A 20,202-nucleotide genomic window follows, 5' to 3' on the forward strand; every position below is an offset into this window, starting at 1 on the left:
GCGCTCAATCGACGACCCGGTCGATGACGATGTCGACCGGGCCGGTCTGATCGCCCAGGGCGACCGGTCCCGCCTCGCCGGCCAGGTCGCCGGGTTGCGGCGTGGCCTGGCCCGAGGCCGAGACGCGCACCGTCAGGCGTACCTCGTCGACCTGGGAGAGCCGCGCGCTGGGCGCCATGGCATCGCTGTCGTCGAGGGTCACCTCGAGGGGCAGGTCGGCGACCGTGGCTCGCTCCAGGGCCAACGGCGGCAGTTCGCCGGCGCTGTCTCGAGCCACCACGAAGACCGTATCCTGCGGGTCGGCCCGCTCCACGAGAGACTCGGCCAGGCTGACCGAGACCGACAGGGACGGCCCCGTCGCCGCATTTCCCGCCGTGTTGGGACGCTCCGGCGTGATACCCAGACGCTGCTGGGCAATGGCGATGCCATTGCGCAACACCCCCGCCGCCTCTTCGTCATCGAAGCCCGCGATGGCCCGACGCCAGTGGTCGATCGCCTCTTCGTAACGGCCGTGCTCGAAGGCCTCGATGCCCAGCATGCCCAGCACCGTCGGCTGCCGCGGGTCCTCGTCGAGGGTCTCGTCGACCAGCCCCTGCACCTCGGCGGTCAGGGTTCTGTTGGCGGCAAAGAACTTCATCTGCGCCAGCTGGGCCAGCAGCTCGACCCGACGCCCTTCCAGGGCGATGAGCCGCTCCAGGGCATCGATCGCCGCCTCGAGACGACCACTGTCGCGATAGAGCGGAAATAGCGCCATCCACAGCTTGGGATTCTCGGGCTGATGGTCGATCTGCGACTCGAGACGCTCGATCAGCATCGCCATCGAGCCGTTCGGGGCGTTCATCACCTCACGTTGGATGGTATAGAGCGCCAGATCGTCCTGGGCCCCCTCGCGCTGGTACCAGAGCAGGCTGGCCACCACCACCAGCACCATCACCACAGGCACGACCCAGCGCCCGGCCCCGGGGGCCTTCAGGGGGGCACGGCGGCTTTCCTCGGTGTCCTCGAGCAGGCTGCGATCGAGTTCCAGACGGCTCTCCTCGAAGCGCTTGGCATCGATGTCGCCCCGTGCGTGGGCCTGCTCCAGGGACGCCAGGCGGCGCTGGTAGACTGCCACGTTCTGGGCCGCGTCGAGGTCCTGTTCCTCGTAGGCATGCTGCGCTTCGTGAACGGCCCGGGCGCGCCTGAGCGGCAGGGCGATGATCCACAGGGCCGGCAGCAACAGCAGGCCCAGCGCTATCCAGAGTAGATTCATTCGGTCCTCTCGCGATTGATCAGCGCATTGATACGCTCACGCTCTTCCGGGCTGAGGCTGCGATTGGCGGAGCGTCGCCGTGCCCGCACGAGCAACCCGATGATCACGGCACCCAGCACCACCAATCCCGCCGGCAGGCCCCAAAGCAGCCAGGTACGACCGGAGAGACGCGGATTGTAGAGTACGTAATCGCCGAAACGATCGATCATGTAGTCCTGGATCTCGCGATCGGAGCGCCCGTCCTGAAGCAGTTGGTAGACTCGTTCACGCATGTCGCCGGCGATGGGCGAGTCGGAATCGCCGATGGCCTGGTTCTCGCACTTGGGGCAGCGCAGCGCACTGTTGAGGGATTCGTAGCGCTCTTTCAGGACCGGCTCCTCGAACTCGCGCACCTCGATGGCCGCCAGCACCGAGCCGGCGAGCAACAGGCAACACAGCGCCAGCAGGGCCCGGATCATTCGTTGCGCCATCTTTCCACCTCCGGCACGATCGTCTCTTCGACATCTTCGGGTCTGATGTACCCGGTGTGGTGATAACGGATGATGCCGTCGGCATCGACGAGAAACGTCTCGGGGGCGCCATAGACTCCGAGCTCGAATCCCAGGGTCCCCTCGGGGTCGAAGATGTTGACCTCGAAGGGATTGCCGAACTCCTCGAGGAACTCCATTCCCTTGGCACGGGTGTCCTTGTAATCGACCCCCACCAGACGGACGCCGCGCTCCTCGAGTGCCAGCAATTGCGGCATCTCCTGCTTGCAGGTCGGGCACCATTCGCCCCAGACGTTGACCAGGGTCACCTCGCCCTTGAGCAGGGATTCGTCGACCTGCCTCTCGGGATCTTCCAGCGTCGAGAGCTCGAACCGGGGGAATTCCCGGGCCAGCAGGGCCGAGTCCCGGGCGCTGGGATCGAGTGCCAGCCCCTGATAGAGGAACACGCCCAGCGCGAGGAACAGCAGCAGCGGAATCAGCAGCAGCAACCGACGTTTCATGCCCGTGCCCCCTCGAGGCCGGCGGCATCCGCCGTTCGTGCCTGTTCCGCGCGGCGCTTCACGCGCCGGTAGCGACGATCGACCACCGCCAGCACACCGCCCACCGCCATCAAGAGTGCACCGAGCCATAGCCAGCGCACGAAGGGCTTGAACTGGACCCGCATTGCCCAGGAGCCGTCACCCAGGTCCTCGCCCATGGCGACATAGAGATCGCGCAACAACCCCGGGCGCAGCGCCACATCGGTCATCGGCATGCCCCGGGCCAGATAGAAGCGCTTCTCGGGATACATGGTGAAGCGATGCTCACCGTCGCGGCTGACCGCGATGGTGGCGGTATCGGCGATGAAGTTGGGGCCGCGGCGCTCACGCAACTCCTGCATGGCGAAGGTATAGCCGGCGATCTCGGCACTCTCGCCCGGCGCCAGCCGAATGTTCCGCTCGACATTGTAGTTGGACACCATGGTCACGCCGACGATGGTCACGGCCAGCCCCAGGTGCCCCACCACCATGCCCCAGTAGGCCAGGGAGAGGCGCTTGACCCCCGCGCCCGGGCTCGAGGCGTTGCGCAGCTTGTCGAAGAGATCGCGTGCCAGGGAGAGTACCAGCCACAGCGCCGTGACCAGACCCAGGGAGACCCAGAGATCCCACTCCCCGCCGTAGAGCAGCGGCGCCACCATGCCGATGACCAGCGCCGCGACGCCGGCGGCGGCCAGGCGCTTGAACAGTTCGCGCCCGCTCGTCTGCTTCCAGCGCGCCAGTGGGCCGAGCCCCATGAACACGCACAGCAGGACCGTCAGCGGCACGAACAGGGCGTTGAAGTACGGCGGGCCGACGCTGATCTTGCCCAGGCCCAGGGCATCGAGCAACAGGGGGTAGAGCGTCCCCAGCAGCACGGTGACGGTCATGATCACCAGCAGGATATTGTTGACCAGCAGCAGCGCATCCCGGGAGAGCCAGTTGAAGCCGACGCTGTGGCTCATGCGCGGGGCGCGCAGCGCAAAGACCAGCAGCGACAGCCCCACCGTCAGCCCCAGCAGGACCAGGATGAAGGTGCCCCGCGCCGGGTCGTTGGCAAAGGCGTGCACCGATGTCAGTACGCCGGAGCGCACCAGGAAGGTGCCCAGCAGGGACAGCGAGAAGGTGATGATCGCCAGCAGGACCGTCCAGCTCCTGAAGCTGCCGCGCTTCTCGGTCACTGCCAGGGAGTGGATCAATGCCGTGCCGGAGAGCCAGGGCAGCAGCGAGGCGTTTTCCACCGGGTCCCAGAACCACCAGCCGCCCCAGCCGAGCTCGTAGTAGGCCCACCAGCTGCCCAGGGCGATGCCCACGGTGAGAAACGCCCAGGCCACGTTGGTCCAGGGCCGCGCCCAGCGGGTCCAGGCGGCATCGAGGCGTCCGCCGAGCAGGCCGGCGATGGCGAAGGCAAAGACCACCGAGAAACCCACGTAGCCCATGTAGAGCATCGGTGGATGGATGACCAGCCCGAAATCCTGGAGCAGCGGATTGAGATCGGCGCCGTCCTGGGGCATGTTCGGCAGCAGCCGCTCGAACGGGTTGGAAGTGACCAGCACGAACAGCAGAAAGCCACTGCACACCATGCCCATCACGCTCAGCACCCGGGCGACCATGTCCCGGGGCAATTGACTCGAGAACTGGCTGACCGCGAACCCCCAGCCCCCCAGGATCAGGCTCCACAGCAGCACCGAGCCCTCGTGGCTGCCCCATACCGCCGTCGTCTTGTAGTACCAGGGCAGCATCGAATTGGAGTTGTTGGCCACGTAGGCCACGCTGAAATCGTCGAGCAGAAAACTGGCGGTCAAGCACAGGTAGGCGATCGCCAGGAACAGGAACTGGCCGCCGGCCAGCGGCCTGGCGAAGGCCATCCACAGCGGCCGGCGAGTCAGGGTTCCAGCCATCGGCACCAATGCCTGGAACAGTGCCATGAGCAGCGCCAGGATCAACGCGAAATGGCCGAGCTCGGGAATGATCTTGCTTAGCATGAGGGCTCCTCGATCCGGGCTCCGGATCTATTCAAGCGTGTCCGTGGGCATCTTGCCCTGCATGACTTCGGCCACTTCCGGCGGCATGTAGTTCTCGTCGTGCTTGGCCAGGACCTGACCGGCCCGCATCAGGCGCTCTTCCTCGAGCTTGCCGACCACCACCACGCCCTGCCCCTCCCGGAACAGATCCGGCAGGATGCCGCTGTAGCGTACCTTCAGGTCATTCTCGTAATCCGTCACCACGAAGGTGACATCCAGGCTCTCGCTGTCACGCTGCACGCTGCCTTCCTTGACCATCCCGCCGGCGCGGATCTGACGCTCCAAAGGCGCCTCGCCCTTGGCGATCTGCTCGGGACTGAAGAACAGGTTGATGTTGCTGCTCAGCGAATAGAGGGTCAGCCCCACGGCGATCGCCGCCAGGGCTGCCAGCCCCAGCACGATCATCAGGCGCTGCTTGCGTTTAGGATTCATGAGCATCCTCCCGACCGGCATGGCGTTCCCGGCGCTGGCGTCGTTGAAGATCGCGAAGCAGATGACGACGCTCTGCTCGCGCATAGAGTGCACTGCCGATCAGCAGCACGGCGGTCAAGCCCCAGGCGGACCATACATAGGGCGCGTGCCCTTCCATGGCCAGCAATGCCAGGAACGAATCGAAGGCCATTATTATCCTCTCCTCGCGGTGCCAGCGACAAGCTCGCGCACCCAGCGCTTGGCGGATTCACGGCGCAATATCTCGTTGCGGGTACGGGTCAGGGTCAAGGCAATGAAGAAGCAGTAGAAGCCCAGCACCATGACCAAGAGCGGCAACCACATCTCGACCGGCATCGCCGGGCGCTCCGTGAGGGTGAAGGTCGCCGGCTGGTGAAGCGTATTCCACCAGTCGACGGAGTACTTGATGATCGGAATGTTGACCACGCCCACCAGCGCCAGCACCGACGCCGCCCGGGAGCCGCTGTCACGGCTGGCGAAGGCGCCACGCAGGGCGATCACCCCCAGGTACAGGAACAGCTGGATCAGCATCGAGGTCAGGCGTGCGTCCCAGACCCACCAGGTGCCCCAGGTCGGCATGCCCCACACGGCGCCGGAGAACAGCGCCACGAAGGTCATCGCCGCCCCGAAGGGCGCGATGACCGCCGCGGCCATGTCGGCGATCTTGATCTTCCAGACCAGGAAGATGACCCCGGCCACCGCCATGGTGACGAAGCAGGATTGGGCGAGAATGGCCGCCGGCACATGCACGTAGATGATGCGGAAGCTGTTGCCCTGCTGATAGTCCGACGGGGCGAATACCAGCCCCCAGACGCTGCCCACCAGCAGCAGGAGGATTGCCAGCGCCCAGAACCAGGGCTGGAGTCGTGCACTGATCGCGTAGAACCACTTGGGCGAACCCAGCTTGTGTATGAAGGCCCACATGCCGTTACTTCCTCAACCGTTGATACTGATGCGCAACGCCGCAGCGATGGCCCAGGGCGACAGCATCAGCGCCAGGCAGAGCTGGGCGCCGAGAATCGCCAGATGCGGGGCGGCGTTGCCATCCAGGATCACCACCTGCACCGCGCCGGCCCCGAAGATCAGCACCGGAATGTACAGGGGCAGCACCAGCAGCGACAACAGCACCCCGCCCCGCGACAACCCCACCGTCAGTGCCGCCCCGATGGCGCCGATCAGGCTCAGGCTGGCACTGCCGAGCGCCAGGGAGAGCGCCAGCACGGCGAAGCTCCCGACCGGCAAGGCCAGCATCAGCCCCAGTACCGGGGCCATCAACGCCAGGGGCAACCCGGTCAGCAACCAATGTACCAGTACCTTCGACAACACCAGCGCCGGCAAGGGCTGAGGCGAGAGCAGCAGCTGCTCGAGGCTGCCGTCGTCATAGTCGCCGCGAAACAGCGTATCCAGCGACAGCTGCGTTGCCAGCAACGCTGCCACCCACAACAGTCCCGGCGCGATGGCGGCCAACAGTTCGGTGTCCGGTGATATGCCGAGGGGAAACAGCGTGATGACCAGGGCAAAGAACACCAGCGGGTTGATCACCTCGCTGCGCCGGCGCAGCATCAGGGTCAGGTCACGCTTGACGGTTGCTGCTATTGCGACCCCGAGTCCCGCTTTGGGTTCAACGACTTGCATTCACTCTCCTGCGACGCTACAGGCGCGATGCCCCAGCGTTATTCGACGCAACTCCCCCAGGGGGGCCAACTCGTGGTGAGTGGTGAGGATCACGCTGCCGCCCGCCTGGGCATGGTCCAGAAGACGCTGCTCCAGCCGGGCGACCCCATGCTTGTCGATGGCGGTGAACGGCTCGTCGAGCACCCACAGCGGGCGTGGCGTCAAGGTCAGTCGCGCCAGGGCCACCCGCCGCTGCTGGCCGGCGGAGAGCTGGGCGACGGGCACGTCCTCGAAGCCATGGAGCCCGACATCCGCCAGCACCGCCATGCGCTCGGCCTCGTCGCCGCGCTCGCCGCAAAGTGCCTGGTACCAGGCAAGATTCTCCAGCGGAGAGAGCGCCGCCTTGACCCCGGGGGTATGGCCCAGATACAGGAGATTGGCAAGAAACGCCGAACGCGCACGTCGCATCGGCTGACCGCACCAGTGCAATTCGCCACTGTAATCGGTGAGCTGGCCCGAGAGGATCTTGAGCAGGGTCGTCTTGCCACTTCCGTTGGGGCCTTCCACACGAAGCACTTCGCCGGGCCCCACTTCCAGGTCGATATCCTGAAACAACCGCCGATCGTCACGTTCGCAGGCCAACCCGCGTGCTTCAAGACGAAATGTCACCCATGCCCCCTACCAGTCGACATCAACGGCGCACTTTACAGGGAAAGCGTTTTTGCGACTAGTCGCGATGTTGCGTCAGCGCGTCGCATCGCGTGGATCGAGGCACGTTTTCGCGACCCGTGGCGCTTGCTATGATGCCGCCTGATCGCCCTAGCCATGCCCTTGGAGACGCTCATGCACCACTATCTGCACCGCCTGCCCAATCTTCCATTGCAGGAAGGGGCCTGGGAGGAGGTCGACGCCACCGACCTGGTCGAGATCCCACTGCTCGGCCAGGTGGCGGCAGGGCTGCCGATCGAGGCCTGTCCCGACCAGGACAGCGTGCAGGTCCCCTCCCGCATGGTACGGCGCAACACCTACGCGCTGCGGGTCCGTGGCGACTCGATGATCGACTGCAACATTCACGATGGCGACGTGATCATCATCGAACGCCACGAGAGCGCCGAGAATGGCGAGACCGCGGTGGTGATGATCAACAACCAGGAAGTGACCCTGAAGAAGCTCTACATCGACCGCTCCGGCGTGCGTCTGCAGCCGGCGAACGAAGCCATGCCACCGATCTTCCTCAGGAACGACGATGTCCAGGTGCTGGGCCTGGTCATGGGGGTGATGCGAACACCCGGCATCGCCGCCTGATGCGCTATCCGATCCCCGATCTCGCCGACACGGACATCCACGTCGCCGAGCTCGACGTCGAGCGCAGCCGCTTCATCGCCTGGGTAGGCCACGCGCCCAGCGCCACTCGTTTCGAGACACTGCTCGCCCGAGCCCGTACCGCCTACCCCGATGCCAGCCATCACTGCAGCGCCTTCATCGCCGGGCCACCCGACGAGCAGACCGCCATCGGCTTTTCCGACGATGGCGAGCCCGGCGGCACCGCCGGGCGGCCGATGTTCCAGGTGCTGGAAGGCTCGGGACTGGGCCAGACCGGCTGCGTGGTGATCCGCTACTTCGGCGGCATCAAGCTGGGCACCGGCGGACTGGCCCGTGCCTATGCCCGGGCGGTACAGAAGGCCCTGGAAACGCTACCGCGCAGGGATTTCGTCGAACGCCGCCTGCTTCGCCTCAAGGTCGATTTCGCCGGCGAGGCCGAGGCCCGAACCTGGCTCGCCGAGCATGACGCGCCCATCGAGGCGGCGGACTACACCGCCGGCGGCGTGACCCTGACCGTCCGCTGGCCGAGCGACACCCCCGTCGATCTCGCCCCGCTCGCAGCCCGGCTTAAAGGCCAATTGACGCTGCTCGATTAAATATTCACCTAGCTTGCGCGGTCGTCGCGAGCGATGGCGAGGCCAGGCGATACGCATCGAAGACGCGGAGTTGGTGCAAATGAGCAGTCTGATGATGCGTTTCAACAACGCCTCGTCGAGCGCAGCAGTCCGTCAACCGAGATACTTGATCATCACGCCGGCGGCTACCGCCGATCCGATCACGCCGGCCACATTGGGGCCCATGGCGTGCATCAGCAGGAAGTTGTGCGGGTTGCACTCCAGTCCCACCTTGTTCGAGACCCGTGCCGCCATGGGCACCGCCGACACCCCGGCCGAGCCGATCAGCGGATTGATCGGCATCTTGCTGACCAGGTTCATCAGCTTGGCCATGAGGATGCCGCAGGCGGTACCGATGGCGAAGGCCACGATGCCCAGCCCGAGGATGCCCAGCGTCTCCAGGGACAGGAAGCGGTCGGCGATCAGCTTGGAGCCCACCGACAATCCCAGGAAGATGGTGACGGTGTTGATCAGGGCGTTCTGGGAGGTATCCGACAGCCGCTCGACCACGCCGCACTCGCGCATCAGGTTGCCGAAACAGAACATGCCCAGCAGCGGTGCGGCATCCGGCAGGAACAATACCACCAGGATCAGCAGCACCAGCGGGAAGAAAATCTTCTCCCCCTTGGAGACCGGCCGCAGCTGGGTCATGACGATCCGGCGTTCCTTGGCGGTGGTCAGCGCGCGCATGATCGGCGGCTGGATCAGCGGCACCAGCGCCATGTAGGAATAGGAGGCCACGGCGATCGCGCCCAGCAGCTCCGGGGCCAGCAGGCTCGACACATAGATGGAAGTCGGCCCATCGGCCCCGCCGATGATACCGATGGCCGCTGCCTGCTGGAGGGAGAAGTCCATCCAGCCCAGGGCCGTGAAGCCCACGGCGCCGAGCAGCGTGGCAAAGATGCCGAACTGCGCCGCGGCCCCCAGGAACAGGGTACGCGGATTGGCCAGCAGCGGGCCGAAATCGGTCATCGCCCCGACCCCCATGAAGATCACCAGCGGAGCGATGCCCGAGGCGATGGCCACGCTGTAGAACTGGTAGAGCATGCCGTGGTTGAAGCCGGCATCCATCGCTGCGTCATTGGCCGCGCGTACCAGGGCCGGGGAAATATCGCCGTGCAGGGTGTCGGCGATCGCCTGTCGCCAGGTGCCGATATCCACCGAGCCACCGATTCCCAGTTCCAGGGTTTCCGAGAGGCGCTCGAGCACCTCAGGCCGGGCCAGATGGGCCGCCTGTTCCGCCGCCGACAGCGCCAGACCCGCTTCGGGGATGTTGGCGAGGATGCCCCCGAAGCCGATGGGTACCAGCAGCAAGGGCTCGAACTTCTTGTTGATGGCCAGATAGAGCAGCAGCAGACCGACAATGATCATCACCGCCTGGCCCAGGGTCATGTTGTAGAGCCCGGAGCCTTGCCAGAGACTGAGTAGCTTATCCATGCGGCAGCTTCCTTAAAGCACGATCAGCGTATCGCCCACGGCTACGCTGTCGCCCTCCCTGACCTTGATCTCGGAGACCGTGCCGGCCTCGCTGGCACGCACCTCGGTCTCCATCTTCATGGCCTCGAGAATGATCACCACGTCACCGTCCCCGACACTGTCGCCGGGCTTGACGTTGACCTTGAAGATATTGCCGGCCAGCGGCGCGCTGATGCGGGCGCTGATGCGGGCACCGCTCCCGGCCGCCGGTGCCTCGCTCTTGGCCGGCGCGGCAGCCTCCTCCTGCACCGTGGCCTGAACCTGGCTGACATCCCCCCCCTCGGCGACCTCGACCACGTACTGCTTACCGTTGACGGTGATGGTGTAGGTCTCGGGGCCATTCTCCGGCGCCCTGGCCTGGCTGGGCGACGCCTTGGCACCGTCGCCGCCGGAGGACTGGGCATCCGGTGCCCCGGGCGCCGGCTCGAAGGCGTCAGGGTCGTCACGGTGCTTGAGGAATTTCAGGCCGATCTGCGGAAACAGTGCATAGGTCAGGACATCGTCGATCTCGCGCTCGCCCTCTTCGAGACGGACGCTCTCCTCCCTGGCCTTGGTGCGCAGCTCGTCGCGCAACCGATTCATCTCGGGTTCGAGATTGTCCGCCGGCCGGCAGGTGATCGGTTCACCACCCTCCAGCACCCGCGCCTGCAGCTCCTTGTTGAACGGTGCCGGGGCGGCGCCATATTCGCCCTTGAGCAGCGCCTGAACCTCCTTGGAGATCGACTTGTAGCGCTCCCCCATCATCACGTTCATCACCGCCTGGGTACCGACGATCTGCGAGGTCGGCGTGACCAGGGGAATGAAACCGAGGTCCTCGCGCACCCGGGGAATCTCTTCGAGCACGTCGTCGAGCCTGTCGCCGGCGCCCTGCTCCTTGAGCTGGCCTTCCATGTTGGTGAGCATGCCTCCCGGCACCTGAGCCAGCAGGATGCGCGAGTCGATGCCCTTGAGCGAGCCCTCGAAGGCGGCGTACTTCTTGCGCACCTCCCGAAAGTAGGCGGCGATATCCTCGAGCAGCGCCAGGTCCAGCCCGGTATCCCGCTCACTCTCCCGCATGATCGCCACCACGGACTCGGTGGGGCTGTGGCCATAGGTCATCGACATCGACGAGATCGCGGTGTCGACATTGTCGATGCCGGCTTCTACGGCCTTGAGGATGGTCGCGGTGGAAAGGCCAGTGGTGGCATGGCACTGCATGTGGACCGGAATCGACAGGTGCTTCTTCAATCGCGAGACCAGGTCAAAGGCAGTGTAGGGGGTGAGCAGTCCGGCCATGTCCTTGATCGCCACGGAGTGCGCCCCCATGTCCTCGAGGCGCCGGGCCAGTTCTACCCAGCCTTCCAGGGTATGCACCGGGCTGACGGTATAGGAGATCGCCCCCTGGGCATGACCGCCGTTGTCGATCACCGCCTTGAGCGGACGCTCGAAGTTGCGCGGGTCGTTCATCGCATCGAAGACCCGGAAGACATCGACACCGTTGGTGCGCGCCCGCTCGACGAAGGCGTCCACCACATCGTCGGCATAGTGGCGGTAACCGAGCAGGTTCTGGGCACGCAGCAGCATCTGTTGACGGGTGTTGGGCATGGCCTCCTTGAGCGCGCGGATACGTGCCCAGGGATCCTCCCCCAGGTAACGGATACAGGCATCGAAGGTCGCCCCGCCCCAGGACTCCACCGACCAGAAGCCCACACGATCGAGCTTCTCGGCGATCGGCAGCATGTCGTCCAGCCGCATGCGCGTCGCGAACAGCGACTGGTGCGCATCGCGCAGCACCACATCGGTTATGCCCAGCGGGCGTCGAGTATCGGTCATGATAAGATCCCTTGCCTATTTTGATCCTTGAACCCGGGTACGGCGGCCCCGTGCGGCCCTGCGCCTGCTCGATCAGCGGTGGTGGCGCTGTCGATAACGCCGTACCGCCGCGCTGATCACCGCGATCAGCTGCTCGTCCGTGCCGTTGTCGGATGGTGACGACGGGGATGCGTCGTCTTCAGTGGCCGGGGCCGGCTCGAAACGCATCACCAATCGCGACATCAGCGTCGTTGCCATCACCAGCAGGGTCAGGAAGACGAAGACGAAGCCCATGCCGAAGGCCATCAGGCTCAAGCCTTCCTGCATCAGTGAAGTGTTGTCCATTCGATACCCCCTCCCTCTTCGAAGAATGGTTCCATGCAGCGGTCACGACGGACAGGATGTGACTGGTAAACTTGTCGCGGGCTATCGAGTGTTGACGATTTCTATGTGGAGCTTACGTGGTTAACTTACTACATAAAGGGCGGATCGGCCTAGCGCCCATGGAGGGCGTGATCGATGCCGTGACCCGCGAACTGCTCGCCAATCGCGGCGGCATCGACTGGGCCGTGACAGAATTCGTGCGCGTGGTGGATACGCGGCTGCCTCCCCGCGTCTTTCACAAGCACTGCCCCGAACTGCTGTCACCGCAGGTGACGACCTCCAATGGTATACCGGTACATCTGCAATTGCTCGGTTCCGACCCCCGGGCCCTCGCCGCCAACGCGCGCCAGGCCCTGAGGCTGGGGGCCACGAGCATCGACCTCAATTTCGGCTGCCCGGCCAAGACCGTCAACCGCCACGATGGCGGCGCCTCCCTGCTGCGTGACCCCGCCCGGGTCCAGCGTGCCGTCGAGGCGGTCACCCACGCCGTCGACGGCGCCATCCCGGTGACGGCCAAGCTGCGCCTGGGGTACGCCGACTATCGTCTGGCCCGAGCCTGCGCCCAGGCCGCCGAGGCAGGCGGCGCCAATCACCTGGTCGTGCATGCCCGCACTCGCAACGAAGGCTACCGACCGCCCGCCCACTGGGAATGGATCGCTCGAATTCGCCATCGCGTGGCAATTCCGGTGATCGCCAATGGCGACATCTGGACCCTCGAGGACTACTGGCGAGCCCGCAGCCTGTCGGGGTGCACCGATGTCATGCTCGGTCGCGGCGCGCTCGCCGACCCCGACCTGCCTGCACGCATTCGCCACTGGCAACGTACCGGAGAGCGCCTGCCCGAGACCCCCTGGGCGGTGCGTGGGGCGATCCTGGCCGACTATGCTGCACTGCAACGCACCACACTACCCGAACGCGTGGTGGTTGCGCTACTTAAACAATGGTTGAACCACATGCGTGACCGGCACGAGGAGGCCAGGGCACGTTTCGCGCTGCTGCGGCGCGAGACAGGTCTGGACGCGTTTCTGAGAGGATTGGCCAGTGTCGAGGGTCCGGCGGGTTCCGGACGAACCGCGTCCGTGCATCGATCTCGAGATCGCACGCACACAGAATCGCCCGCCCCCTGAGGGAGGCGGGCGACGAAATCTGGCACGCCCGGGAGGATTCGAACCTCCGACCACCTGATTCGTAGTCAGGTACTCTATCCAGCTGAGCTACGGGCGCAAGGACTTGCTTCAATAGCTTGCAACAGAGATGGCACGCCCGGGAGGATTCGAACCTCCGACCACCTGATTCGTAGTCAGGTACTCTATCCAGCTGAGCTACGGGCGCTTGTCTCGTGTGGCAACGTGCCGATGATATCTCGCCTGGTGCTTCGCAGACCAAGGTGAATGGCGGAGAGAGAGGGATTCGAACCCTCGATAGGGCTATAAACCCTATACTCCCTTAGCAGGGGAGCGCCTTCAGCCACTCGGCCATCTCTCCCTCATCAACACGGCGCGTAGGTTACCGATTCTGGCTTTTCCTGTCCACCCTTGGACGGGAATTTTCCGGGGAGGCGCGGACCTTCCCTCAAACCTCGGAGTCACCCTCGTCGCCATCGATCTTCTCGCGCTGGATACGCTGGTAGATCTCCTCGCGGTGAACGGCAACATCCCGGGGGGCATTGACACCAATGCGCACCTGATTGCCCTTCACGCCTAGCACCGTCACGGTTATGTCGTCACCGATCATTAATGTTTCGCCTACACGGCGAGTCAAGATGAGCATGCTGATCTCCTTTCAGACTTCTTCCAAAGGGTACGTACGCTGCAGCGCGGACGGCTCGTGCAGTGCAGTACCTTGTATTCTTGCGCACCGTGATTCACCGCTAGACAAGCCTTGTGACGACATTACAACATCCGATCAGATTGGATTGGATGAAAAGCGCACGAAGACTAGCCTTTCTGACCAATTTAATCCAGATTCGGATCGTTTGGGTTCCGGGAAAGGGCCTACTCGCTTTCAACGTCTTCCTTGTCCAGGCCAAAGGCTCGGTGCAGCGCGCGAACGGCCAATTCCATCTGCTTTTCGTCGATCACCACGGAAATCTTGATTTCGGAGGTCGAAACCATCCGGATGTTGATGTTCTCTTCGGCCAGGGTGCGGAACATCCTGGAGGCGACGCCCGCATGGGAACGCATGCCGACGCCCACAAGCGAAACCTTAGCTATGTTATCGTCACCACGCAATTCCCCCTCCCCCAGATCAGGCAGCACCTGCTCCTTGAGGATTCTCATGGTCTGCTTGTAATCGCCCTTGGCGACGGTGAAGGTGAAGTCGGTATAGTCGCCGGCCGGTGCCACGTTCTGCACGATCATGTCGACTTCGATATTGGCGTCGGCGATCGGGCCAAGAATGCGTGAAGCGACCCCCGGGACATCCGGCGTGTTGAGCAGGGTCAGCTTGGCTTCGTTGGCGGTAAAGGCGATACCGGAAATGAGCGGTTCTTCCATGGAATCCTCGTCGTCTTGGTCAGCGATGATCAGGGTGCCCGGGCCGTCCTCGAAACTGGACAGCACACGCAGCGGAACGTTGTACTTGCCGGCAAACTCCACGGCACGAATCTGCAGCACCTTGGAGCCCAGACTCGCCAGCTCGAGCATCTCCTCGACGGTGATGGTTTCCAGGCGCTGGGCCTTGGAGCAGACCCGGGGGTCCGTGGTGTAGACACCGTCGACATCGGTGTAGATCTGGCACTCGTCGGCTTTCAACGCCGCGGCCAGAGCCACCCCGGTGGTGTCCGAGCCGCCCCGCCCCAGGGTGGTGATGTTGCCCTCCTCGTCGACGCCCTGGAAACCGGCGACCACCACCACCTGACCCTCGGCGAGGTCCTCGCGCAGGTCATCGGTCTCGATGCGCTGAATGCGCGCCTTGGTGTGGGCGCTGTCGGTGCGGATACCGACCTGGGCACCGGTGTAGGAAGTGGCGGGCACCCCCGTTTTCTGCAGGGCCATGGCCAGCAGCGAGATGGTCACCTGCTCGCCGGTGGAGACCAGCATGTCCATCTCGCGAGGCGTGGGCTCGTCGTTGATCTGTCCGGCCAGTTCGATGAGGCGGTTGGTTTCACCGCTCATCGCCGACACCACCACGACGACCTGATGGCCCTCGTCGCGGAACCGCTTGACCTTCTCGGCGACGGCCTTGATGCGTTCTACCGAACCTACCGAGGTACCGCCAAATTTCTGTACGTATAGCGCCATGGGTTGCCTGTCCGTGTGGTCGTAAGTTCAAAGGAGCTCAGGAGACACTCGAGGCCGTCGTTCCGGCACGGCCAGAGTCCACGTCACCTAAGCCAATCGATTCTCCAGCCAGGTCGGCACGCTGGCGAGGGCCCTCGGCAGCGCCACGGGGTCGTTGCCACCGGCCTGCGCCATGTCGGCACGGCCACCCCCCTTGCCACCGACCTGGGCGGCGACATGGTTGACCAGGTCACCGGCCTTCACCCGATCGGTAAGATCGTTCGTCACCCCGGCGATCAGGCTTACCTTGTCGTCATCGGCCACTCCCAGCACCAGAATGCCCGATCCCAGCTTGTTCTTGAGCTGATCCAGCAGCCCACGCAACTCCTTGCCCGAGACGCCTTCGATCTGCTTGGCCAGCACCTTGACGCCGGCCACCTCGCGGGCCTCGCTCAGCATGTCGCTGCCGGCGGCACTGGTCAGCTTGGCCTTGAGACGCTCGACTTCCTTCTCCAGATCGCGATTGCGCTCGACGAGTGCGGCCACGCGCTCCTCGGCCCGCTCGGGCTTGGCCTTGAGCCGCTCGGCGATACGCGCCACCCGTGCCTCCTGATCGCGGAAATGGTCCAGGGCGGCCTCGCCGGTGATGGCCTCGATGCGCCTCACGCCGGCGGCGATGCCGGTCTCGGAGAGAATATGGAAGCAGCCGATGTCGCCGCTGCGCGCCACGTGGGTGCCCCCGCACAGTTCGATGGAGAAATCGTCGGTGCCGATGGTCAGCACGCGCACGCTGTCGCTGTACTTGGCCTCGAACAGCGCCGCCGCTCCCTTGGCCTTGGCCTCGTCCAGGGTCATCTGCTGAATGCGGGTGTCCGCATTGGCCAGCACCTGCTGATTGACGATGGCCTCGACCTCGGCAAGCTGTTCGCGACTCATCGCCTCGAAATGACTGAAGTCGAAACGCAGACGCTCGGCGCTCACCAGCGAGCCCTTCTGCTGCACGTGATCGCCCAGCACGCGCTTGAGGGCCTCGTGCAGCAGATGCGTCGCGGAGTGGTTGCGCATGGTCGCCACGCGCAGGCTGGCATCGACCCGGGGCGTCACCGCCGCTCCCACCTGCAGACGGCCTTCGATCATCACGCCGTGGTGCAGGTGGTGCCCCCCCTGCTTCTGGGTATCGGTCACCTGGAAGCGTTGCCCGTCGCCCTCGAGATAACCGGTGTCGCCCACCTGGCCACCGGACTCGGCATAGAAAGGCGTGCGATCGAGCACCACCACGCCCTTGTCGCCCTCCGCGAGTTCGGCCAGCGCATTGCCGGCTTCGTCGACCAGTGCGGTAACACGGGATCGATCCTCGAGTCGCTCGTAGCCGCTGAAGGTGGTCTCGCCCTCGAGCTCGAGGCCCGCGGTGTAATCCGCGCCGAACTGGCTGGCGGCCCGGGCTCGCTCGCGCTGGGCCTCGAGCTCGCGCTGGAAGCCGACCTCGTCCAGGGTCACGCCGCGCTCGCGACAGATGTCCGCCGTCAGGTCGAAGGGAAAGCCGTAGGTGTCGTAGAGCTTGAACACCGTCTCCCCGGCCAGTACCTCGCCCTTCAGGTCGGCAAGGGCCGCCTCGAGCAATCCCATGCCGTGATCCAGGGTGCGCGCGAACTGCTCCTCTTCCTTGAGCAGGATCTTCTCTATCTGTGGCCGTGCCTTTCTCAGCTCGGGATAGGCGCCTCCCATCTCCGCATCCAGGGCCGCCACCAGGGCATGGAAGAACGGCTCCCGGGCGCCGAGCTTGTGGCCATGACGGATCGCCCGGCGAATGATCCGGCGCAGCACGTAGCCACGCCCTTCGTTGGAGGGCAGGACGCCGTCCACGATCAAGAAGGCGCAGGAGCGGATGTGGTCGGCGATGACCCGCAGCGAGGGCGCCGTGGTGTCCGCATGTCCGGTCGCGTCGGCAGCGGCACGCAGCAGGTTCTGGAACAGGTCGATCTCGTAGTTGGAGTGCACCCCCTGCATCACCGCGGCAATACGCTCCAGCCCCATGCCGGTGTCGATGGACGGCTTGGGCAACGGGTTCATGTTGCCGGCGGCGTCGCGGTCGAACTGCATGAACACCAGGTTCCATATCTCGATGTAGCGATCGCCGTCCTCTTCCGGGCTGCCCGGAGGCCCGCCCCAGACGTCGGGGCCGTGATCGTAGAAGATCTCCGAGGAGGGGCCGCAAGGGCCGGTATCGCCCATCTGCCAGAAATTGTCCTCGTCGAGTTTCGAGAACCGCTGCGGATCGATGCCGATCTCTTCCTTCCAGATACGCTCGGCCTCGTCGTCGCTGACGTGCACGGTGACCCACAGCTTCTCCCGAGGCAGGCCCAGGGTCTCGGTGAGAAAGGTCCAGGCGAAGCGAATGGCGTCCTGCTTGAAATAGTCGCCGAAGCTGAAGTTGCCCAGCATCTCGAAGAAGGTGTGATGGCGCGCGGTATAACCGACGTTGTCCAGGTCGTTGTGCTTGCCGCCGGCACGCACGCAGCGCTGGGAAGAGGTCGCGCGCACGTAGGGACGCGGATCGCGCCCCAGGAACACGTCCTTGAAGGGCACCATGCCGGCGTTGGTGAACAGCAGGGTCGGGTCGTTGTCCGGCACCAGGGAGCTCGACGGCACGATGGTGTGCCCCCGCTCCTCGAAAAAGCTGAGAAAGGCCTGTCTGATGTCTGCGCTTTTCATAGAAAACCCGTGGCAATGAGCGTTTAGGCGCTGCGGGCAGGCGGTCATGGCCATTCATGAGGGGCGATGATCGCTTGGCGTACCGTGAAAAGACGCCACCCGGGGCCGTCGCAAGGCGCACCAGTATAACGCAGTCGGCAAGCGACTAAAGAGGAAAGCGTCGCGGCAGGAAGGCTCAGCGATCGTCCCAGGCATGGGACAGGGCATGGAGGGTCTGTTCGAAATCGAAGCCCCGACCGGCCAAAAAGCGTTCGCGGCGGGCGCGCTCCCGGGGCGTGGCCCCGGGGCCATCGAAGCGCTTGGCCAGGGTCTCGCAGGCAAGGGAAAACCAGTCGGTGCCAGCGGCACCCTTGGCCTCCTCGAAGGCCCAGTGGATCAATTCCCGGTCGATACCCCGCTCGCCCAGCTCGGCGCGTATCTTGAGCGGCCCTTGCCCCCGGGCGATGCGCGAGCGCAGAAAGATCTCCGCGAAACGCGCATCGGACTGCAGGCCTTGCTCGGTCAGGTCATCGAGCGCCTCGGCGACGCTCTCGGCCGCATGCCCCTTGGCGGCCAGCCGCCGCTCCAGCTCGGCCCGGGAGTACTCGCGGCGGGCCAGCAGCCGGATGGCCTCGTCCCGGGGAGTCGCAGCATCGCTGCCAGAGGCGAGACCGCGCATGGGTTACAGCAGGCTGTCTTCGCTGTCTTCACCGGCGGCTGCCGTGGCCTCCGGCTCGGCTTCCTTGGCCTTGGGCTCGGGGGTACTGAGCAGCTGGCTTCGAATGCCGCTTTCGATCTCGTCCATGATCGCCGGGTTGTCCTCGAGGAACTGGGCGGCATTGGCCTTGCCCTGGCCGATCTTGTTGCCCTGGTAGCTGTACCAGGCACCGGCCTTGTCGACCAGCTTGCATTGCACACCGAGATCGATGACCTCGCCGGCGTGATAGATCCCCTTGCCGTAGAGGATCTGGAACTCGGCCTGGCGGAACGGCGGCGCCACCTTGTTCTTGACCACCTTGACCCGGGTCTCGTTGCCGGTGACCTCGTCCCCCTGCTTGACCGAGCCGGTGCGGCGAATGTCCAGGCGCACGCTGGAGTAGAACTTCAGCGCGTTGCCGCCGGTGGTGGTCTCGGGGCTGCCGAACATCACGCCGATCTTCATGCGGATCTGGTTGATGAACACCACCATGCAGTTGGCGTTCTTGATGTTGCCGGTGATCTTGCGCAGCGCCTGGGACATCAGGCGCGCCTGCAGGCCGACGTGGGAGTCGCCCATCTCGCCTTCGATCTCCGCCCGGGGCGTGAGCGCCGCCACGGAGTCGATGATGATCACGTCGACCCCGCCGGAGCGCACCAGCATGTCGCAGATCTCCAGCGCCTGCTCGCCGGTGTCCGGCTGGGAGACCAGCAGGTCGTCGAGGTTGACGCCCAGCTTCTCGGCATAGCTCGGGTCTAGGGCATGCTCGGCATCGATGAAGGCGCAGGTCTTGCCCTGCTTCTGGGCCTGGGCGATGACCGACAGCGTGAGGGTCGTCTTGCCCGAGGATTCCGGCCCGAAGATCTCGACGACCCGGCCCAGCGGCAACCCGCCGATACCCAAGGCGATATCCAGCCCCAGGGAACCGGTCGATACGGAGGGCATGGTGACCCGCGGGGCGTCCCCCAGACGCATCACGGTACCCTTGCCGAACTGGCGCTCGATCTGCGAAAGCGCCGCATTGAGGGCCTTGGAACGGTTGTCGTCCTGTGCCATGGATGTCTCCCGATACGCTTACTGTATGATTGACCAGTATTATGCCGTAAAAAACGCCGCCCGCCTACTCTTGATGCCGACCCAAAACGAACCTTTCGCTCGTGACCTACTTCTCGAGCCAGCGAATCAATCCTTCAAGTGCCACCTTCACCGCCTGGCGTCGCACCGCACGACGGTCGCCCTCGAAGACGTGCCGCTCGGCCTGCTGGCGCGAGGCGTCACCCCAGGCGAACCACACGGTGCCCACCGGTTTCTCGTCGCTGCCTCCCTCGGGTCCGGCAATGCCACTGACGGCCACCCCGATGTCGGCACCGCTGTCCAGACAGGCCCCCTTGACCATGGCTTCCACGGCTTCCTGGCTGACGGCCCCGTAGCCCCCGAGCAGCGACCCCGAGACCTTCAGCAGGCGCCGCTTGGCCCCATCGGCGTAGGTCACGTAGCCGGTCTCGAAGTAGTCGGAACTGCCGGCGATGTCGGTGATCGCCACCGCGACGCCGCCCCCGGTGCAGGACTCCGCCGTGGTCACCTTGGCTGTCCGGCGACGGCAGGCATCGCCCAGGCGTTCGCTCAACTCCAGCAACTCCTCTTCGTGCTCCATGCTCCACC

At 64.9% G+C, this 20,202-nt stretch carries 21 protein-coding genes and 3 tRNA genes; 3 read left to right on the forward strand and 21 right to left on the reverse strand.

Annotation, left to right across the window (positions count from 1 at the left end; all coding sequences use genetic code 11):
* Positions 1 to 4 precede the first annotated feature (4 nt).
* Genes ccmI through ccmA form a run of 9 tightly spaced genes read right to left on the reverse strand, consistent with a single transcriptional unit; the run spans position 5 to position 7,012 of the window.
* Positions 5 to 1,252, reverse strand: a complete 1,248-nt coding sequence (ccmI, locus tag BUA41_RS03960; protein ID WP_072819919.1) for a c-type cytochrome biogenesis protein CcmI — start codon at positions 1,250 to 1,252, stop codon at positions 5 to 7.
* Positions 1,249 to 1,722: a cytochrome c-type biogenesis protein gene (locus BUA41_RS03965; protein WP_072819921.1), complete on the reverse strand. Its 474-nt coding sequence runs from the start codon at positions 1,720 to 1,722 to the stop codon at positions 1,249 to 1,251. Before BUA41_RS03965 ends, ccmI begins: the two co-directional genes overlap by 4 nt.
* Positions 1,707 to 2,240, reverse strand: a complete 534-nt coding sequence (locus BUA41_RS03970) for a DsbE family thiol:disulfide interchange protein (protein ID WP_072819923.1) — start codon at positions 2,238 to 2,240, stop codon at positions 1,707 to 1,709. The genes BUA41_RS03965 and BUA41_RS03970 overlap by 16 nt, the downstream gene beginning before the upstream one ends.
* Positions 2,237 to 4,240 carry a heme lyase CcmF/NrfE family subunit gene (locus BUA41_RS03975; RefSeq protein WP_072819925.1) on the reverse strand — a complete coding sequence of 668 codons (2,004 nt, stop codon included), beginning with the start codon at positions 4,238 to 4,240 and terminating at the stop codon, positions 2,237 to 2,239. The genes BUA41_RS03970 and BUA41_RS03975 overlap by 4 nt, the downstream gene beginning before the upstream one ends.
* Before the next feature lie 27 nt (positions 4,241 to 4,267).
* Complete coding sequence (gene ccmE, locus BUA41_RS03980) at positions 4,268 to 4,711, reverse strand: cytochrome c maturation protein CcmE (protein WP_072819927.1); 444 nt, start codon at positions 4,709 to 4,711, stop codon at positions 4,268 to 4,270.
* Positions 4,701 to 4,901 carry a heme exporter protein CcmD gene (ccmD, locus tag BUA41_RS03985; RefSeq protein ID WP_072819929.1) on the reverse strand — a complete coding sequence of 67 codons (201 nt, stop codon included), beginning with the start codon at positions 4,899 to 4,901 and terminating at the stop codon, positions 4,701 to 4,703. Before ccmD ends, ccmE begins: the two co-directional genes overlap by 11 nt.
* Before the next feature lie 2 nt (positions 4,902 to 4,903).
* Positions 4,904 to 5,653: a heme ABC transporter permease gene (locus BUA41_RS03990; protein ID WP_072819931.1), complete on the reverse strand. Its 750-nt coding sequence runs from the start codon at positions 5,651 to 5,653 to the stop codon at positions 4,904 to 4,906.
* A 12-nt stretch (positions 5,654 to 5,665) separates the two neighbouring features.
* Positions 5,666 to 6,364, reverse strand: coding sequence for a heme exporter protein CcmB (ccmB, locus tag BUA41_RS03995; protein ID WP_072819933.1), 699 nt, complete (start codon positions 6,362 to 6,364; stop codon positions 5,666 to 5,668).
* On the reverse strand, positions 6,365 to 7,012 hold the full coding sequence (gene ccmA / locus BUA41_RS04000) for a cytochrome c biogenesis heme-transporting ATPase CcmA (protein WP_072819935.1): 648 nt from the start codon (positions 7,010 to 7,012) through the stop codon (positions 6,365 to 6,367). It lies immediately after the preceding gene.
* A gap of 174 nt (positions 7,013 to 7,186) precedes the next feature.
* Here ccmA and lexA point away from each other — a divergent pair, with 174 nt between their 5' ends.
* Both lexA and BUA41_RS04010 read left to right on the forward strand, forming a co-directional pair.
* Positions 7,187 to 7,648, forward strand: coding sequence for a transcriptional repressor LexA (gene lexA / locus BUA41_RS04005; RefSeq protein ID WP_139249047.1), 462 nt, complete (start codon positions 7,187 to 7,189; stop codon positions 7,646 to 7,648).
* Entirely contained in the window at positions 7,648 to 8,262 is a 615-nt protein-coding gene (locus BUA41_RS04010; protein WP_072819939.1) for an IMPACT family protein, read from the forward strand. The genes lexA and BUA41_RS04010 overlap by 1 nt, the downstream gene beginning before the upstream one ends.
* Positions 8,263 to 8,394: 132 nt before the next feature.
* Here the strand turns inward: BUA41_RS04010 and BUA41_RS04015 are convergent, their stop codons facing one another.
* From BUA41_RS04015 to BUA41_RS04025, 3 genes are all read right to left on the reverse strand, one after another.
* Positions 8,395 to 9,717 carry a sodium ion-translocating decarboxylase subunit beta gene (locus tag BUA41_RS04015; protein WP_072819941.1) on the reverse strand — a complete coding sequence of 441 codons (1,323 nt, stop codon included), beginning with the start codon at positions 9,715 to 9,717 and terminating at the stop codon, positions 8,395 to 8,397.
* Between the two features lie 12 nt (positions 9,718 to 9,729).
* A complete protein-coding gene (gene oadA / locus BUA41_RS04020) occupies positions 9,730 to 11,568 on the reverse strand; it encodes a sodium-extruding oxaloacetate decarboxylase subunit alpha (RefSeq protein WP_072819943.1) in 1,839 nt (612 codons plus the stop codon).
* Positions 11,569 to 11,640: 72 nt separating this feature from the next.
* The gene (locus BUA41_RS04025) at positions 11,641 to 11,892 is read right to left on the reverse strand and encodes an OadG family protein (protein ID WP_072819945.1); all 252 of its coding nucleotides are present in this window, start codon (positions 11,890 to 11,892) and stop codon (positions 11,641 to 11,643) included.
* A 158-nt stretch (positions 11,893 to 12,050) separates the two neighbouring features.
* On the opposite strand from BUA41_RS04025, the gene BUA41_RS04030 reads away from it, so the two are divergent.
* Complete coding sequence (locus BUA41_RS04030; protein ID WP_084671119.1) at positions 12,051 to 13,058, forward strand: tRNA dihydrouridine synthase; 1,008 nt, start codon at positions 12,051 to 12,053, stop codon at positions 13,056 to 13,058.
* A gap of 20 nt (positions 13,059 to 13,078) precedes the next feature.
* Here BUA41_RS04030 and BUA41_RS04035 read toward each other — a convergent pair.
* From BUA41_RS04035 to BUA41_RS04075, 9 genes are all read right to left on the reverse strand, one after another.
* Positions 13,079 to 13,155: transfer RNA gene (locus BUA41_RS04035), tRNA-Arg, on the reverse strand.
* Between the two features lie 31 nt (positions 13,156 to 13,186).
* A tRNA-Arg gene (locus tag BUA41_RS04040) sits at positions 13,187 to 13,263 on the reverse strand.
* A 60-nt stretch (positions 13,264 to 13,323) separates the two neighbouring features.
* Positions 13,324 to 13,416: transfer RNA gene (locus BUA41_RS04045), tRNA-Ser, on the reverse strand.
* 87 nt (positions 13,417 to 13,503) lie between these two features.
* Positions 13,504 to 13,701, reverse strand: a complete 198-nt coding sequence (gene csrA, locus BUA41_RS04050) for a carbon storage regulator CsrA (RefSeq protein ID WP_072819947.1) — start codon at positions 13,699 to 13,701, stop codon at positions 13,504 to 13,506.
* A 224-nt stretch (positions 13,702 to 13,925) separates the two neighbouring features.
* A complete protein-coding gene (locus BUA41_RS04055) occupies positions 13,926 to 15,173 on the reverse strand; it encodes an aspartate kinase (protein ID WP_072819949.1) in 1,248 nt (415 codons plus the stop codon).
* Between the two features lie 87 nt (positions 15,174 to 15,260).
* Positions 15,261 to 17,864, reverse strand: a complete 2,604-nt coding sequence (gene alaS / locus BUA41_RS04060) for an alanine--tRNA ligase (RefSeq protein WP_072819951.1) — start codon at positions 17,862 to 17,864, stop codon at positions 15,261 to 15,263.
* A gap of 175 nt (positions 17,865 to 18,039) precedes the next feature.
* Entirely contained in the window at positions 18,040 to 18,522 is a 483-nt protein-coding gene (locus tag BUA41_RS04065) for a regulatory protein RecX (protein WP_072819954.1), read from the reverse strand.
* 3 nt (positions 18,523 to 18,525) lie between these two features.
* Positions 18,526 to 19,596 (reverse strand): recombinase RecA, encoded by a 1,071-nt coding sequence (gene recA / locus BUA41_RS04070; RefSeq protein ID WP_072819956.1) that lies wholly within the window; start codon positions 19,594 to 19,596, stop codon positions 18,526 to 18,528.
* Between the two features lie 106 nt (positions 19,597 to 19,702).
* Positions 19,703 to 20,194 (reverse strand): CinA family protein, encoded by a 492-nt coding sequence (locus BUA41_RS04075; protein ID WP_072819958.1) that lies wholly within the window; start codon positions 20,192 to 20,194, stop codon positions 19,703 to 19,705.
* Positions 20,195 to 20,202 lie beyond the last annotated feature (8 nt).

The organism is Modicisalibacter ilicicola DSM 19980 (assembly GCF_900128925.1).
GTDB lineage: Bacteria > Pseudomonadota > Gammaproteobacteria > Pseudomonadales > Halomonadaceae > Modicisalibacter > Modicisalibacter ilicicola.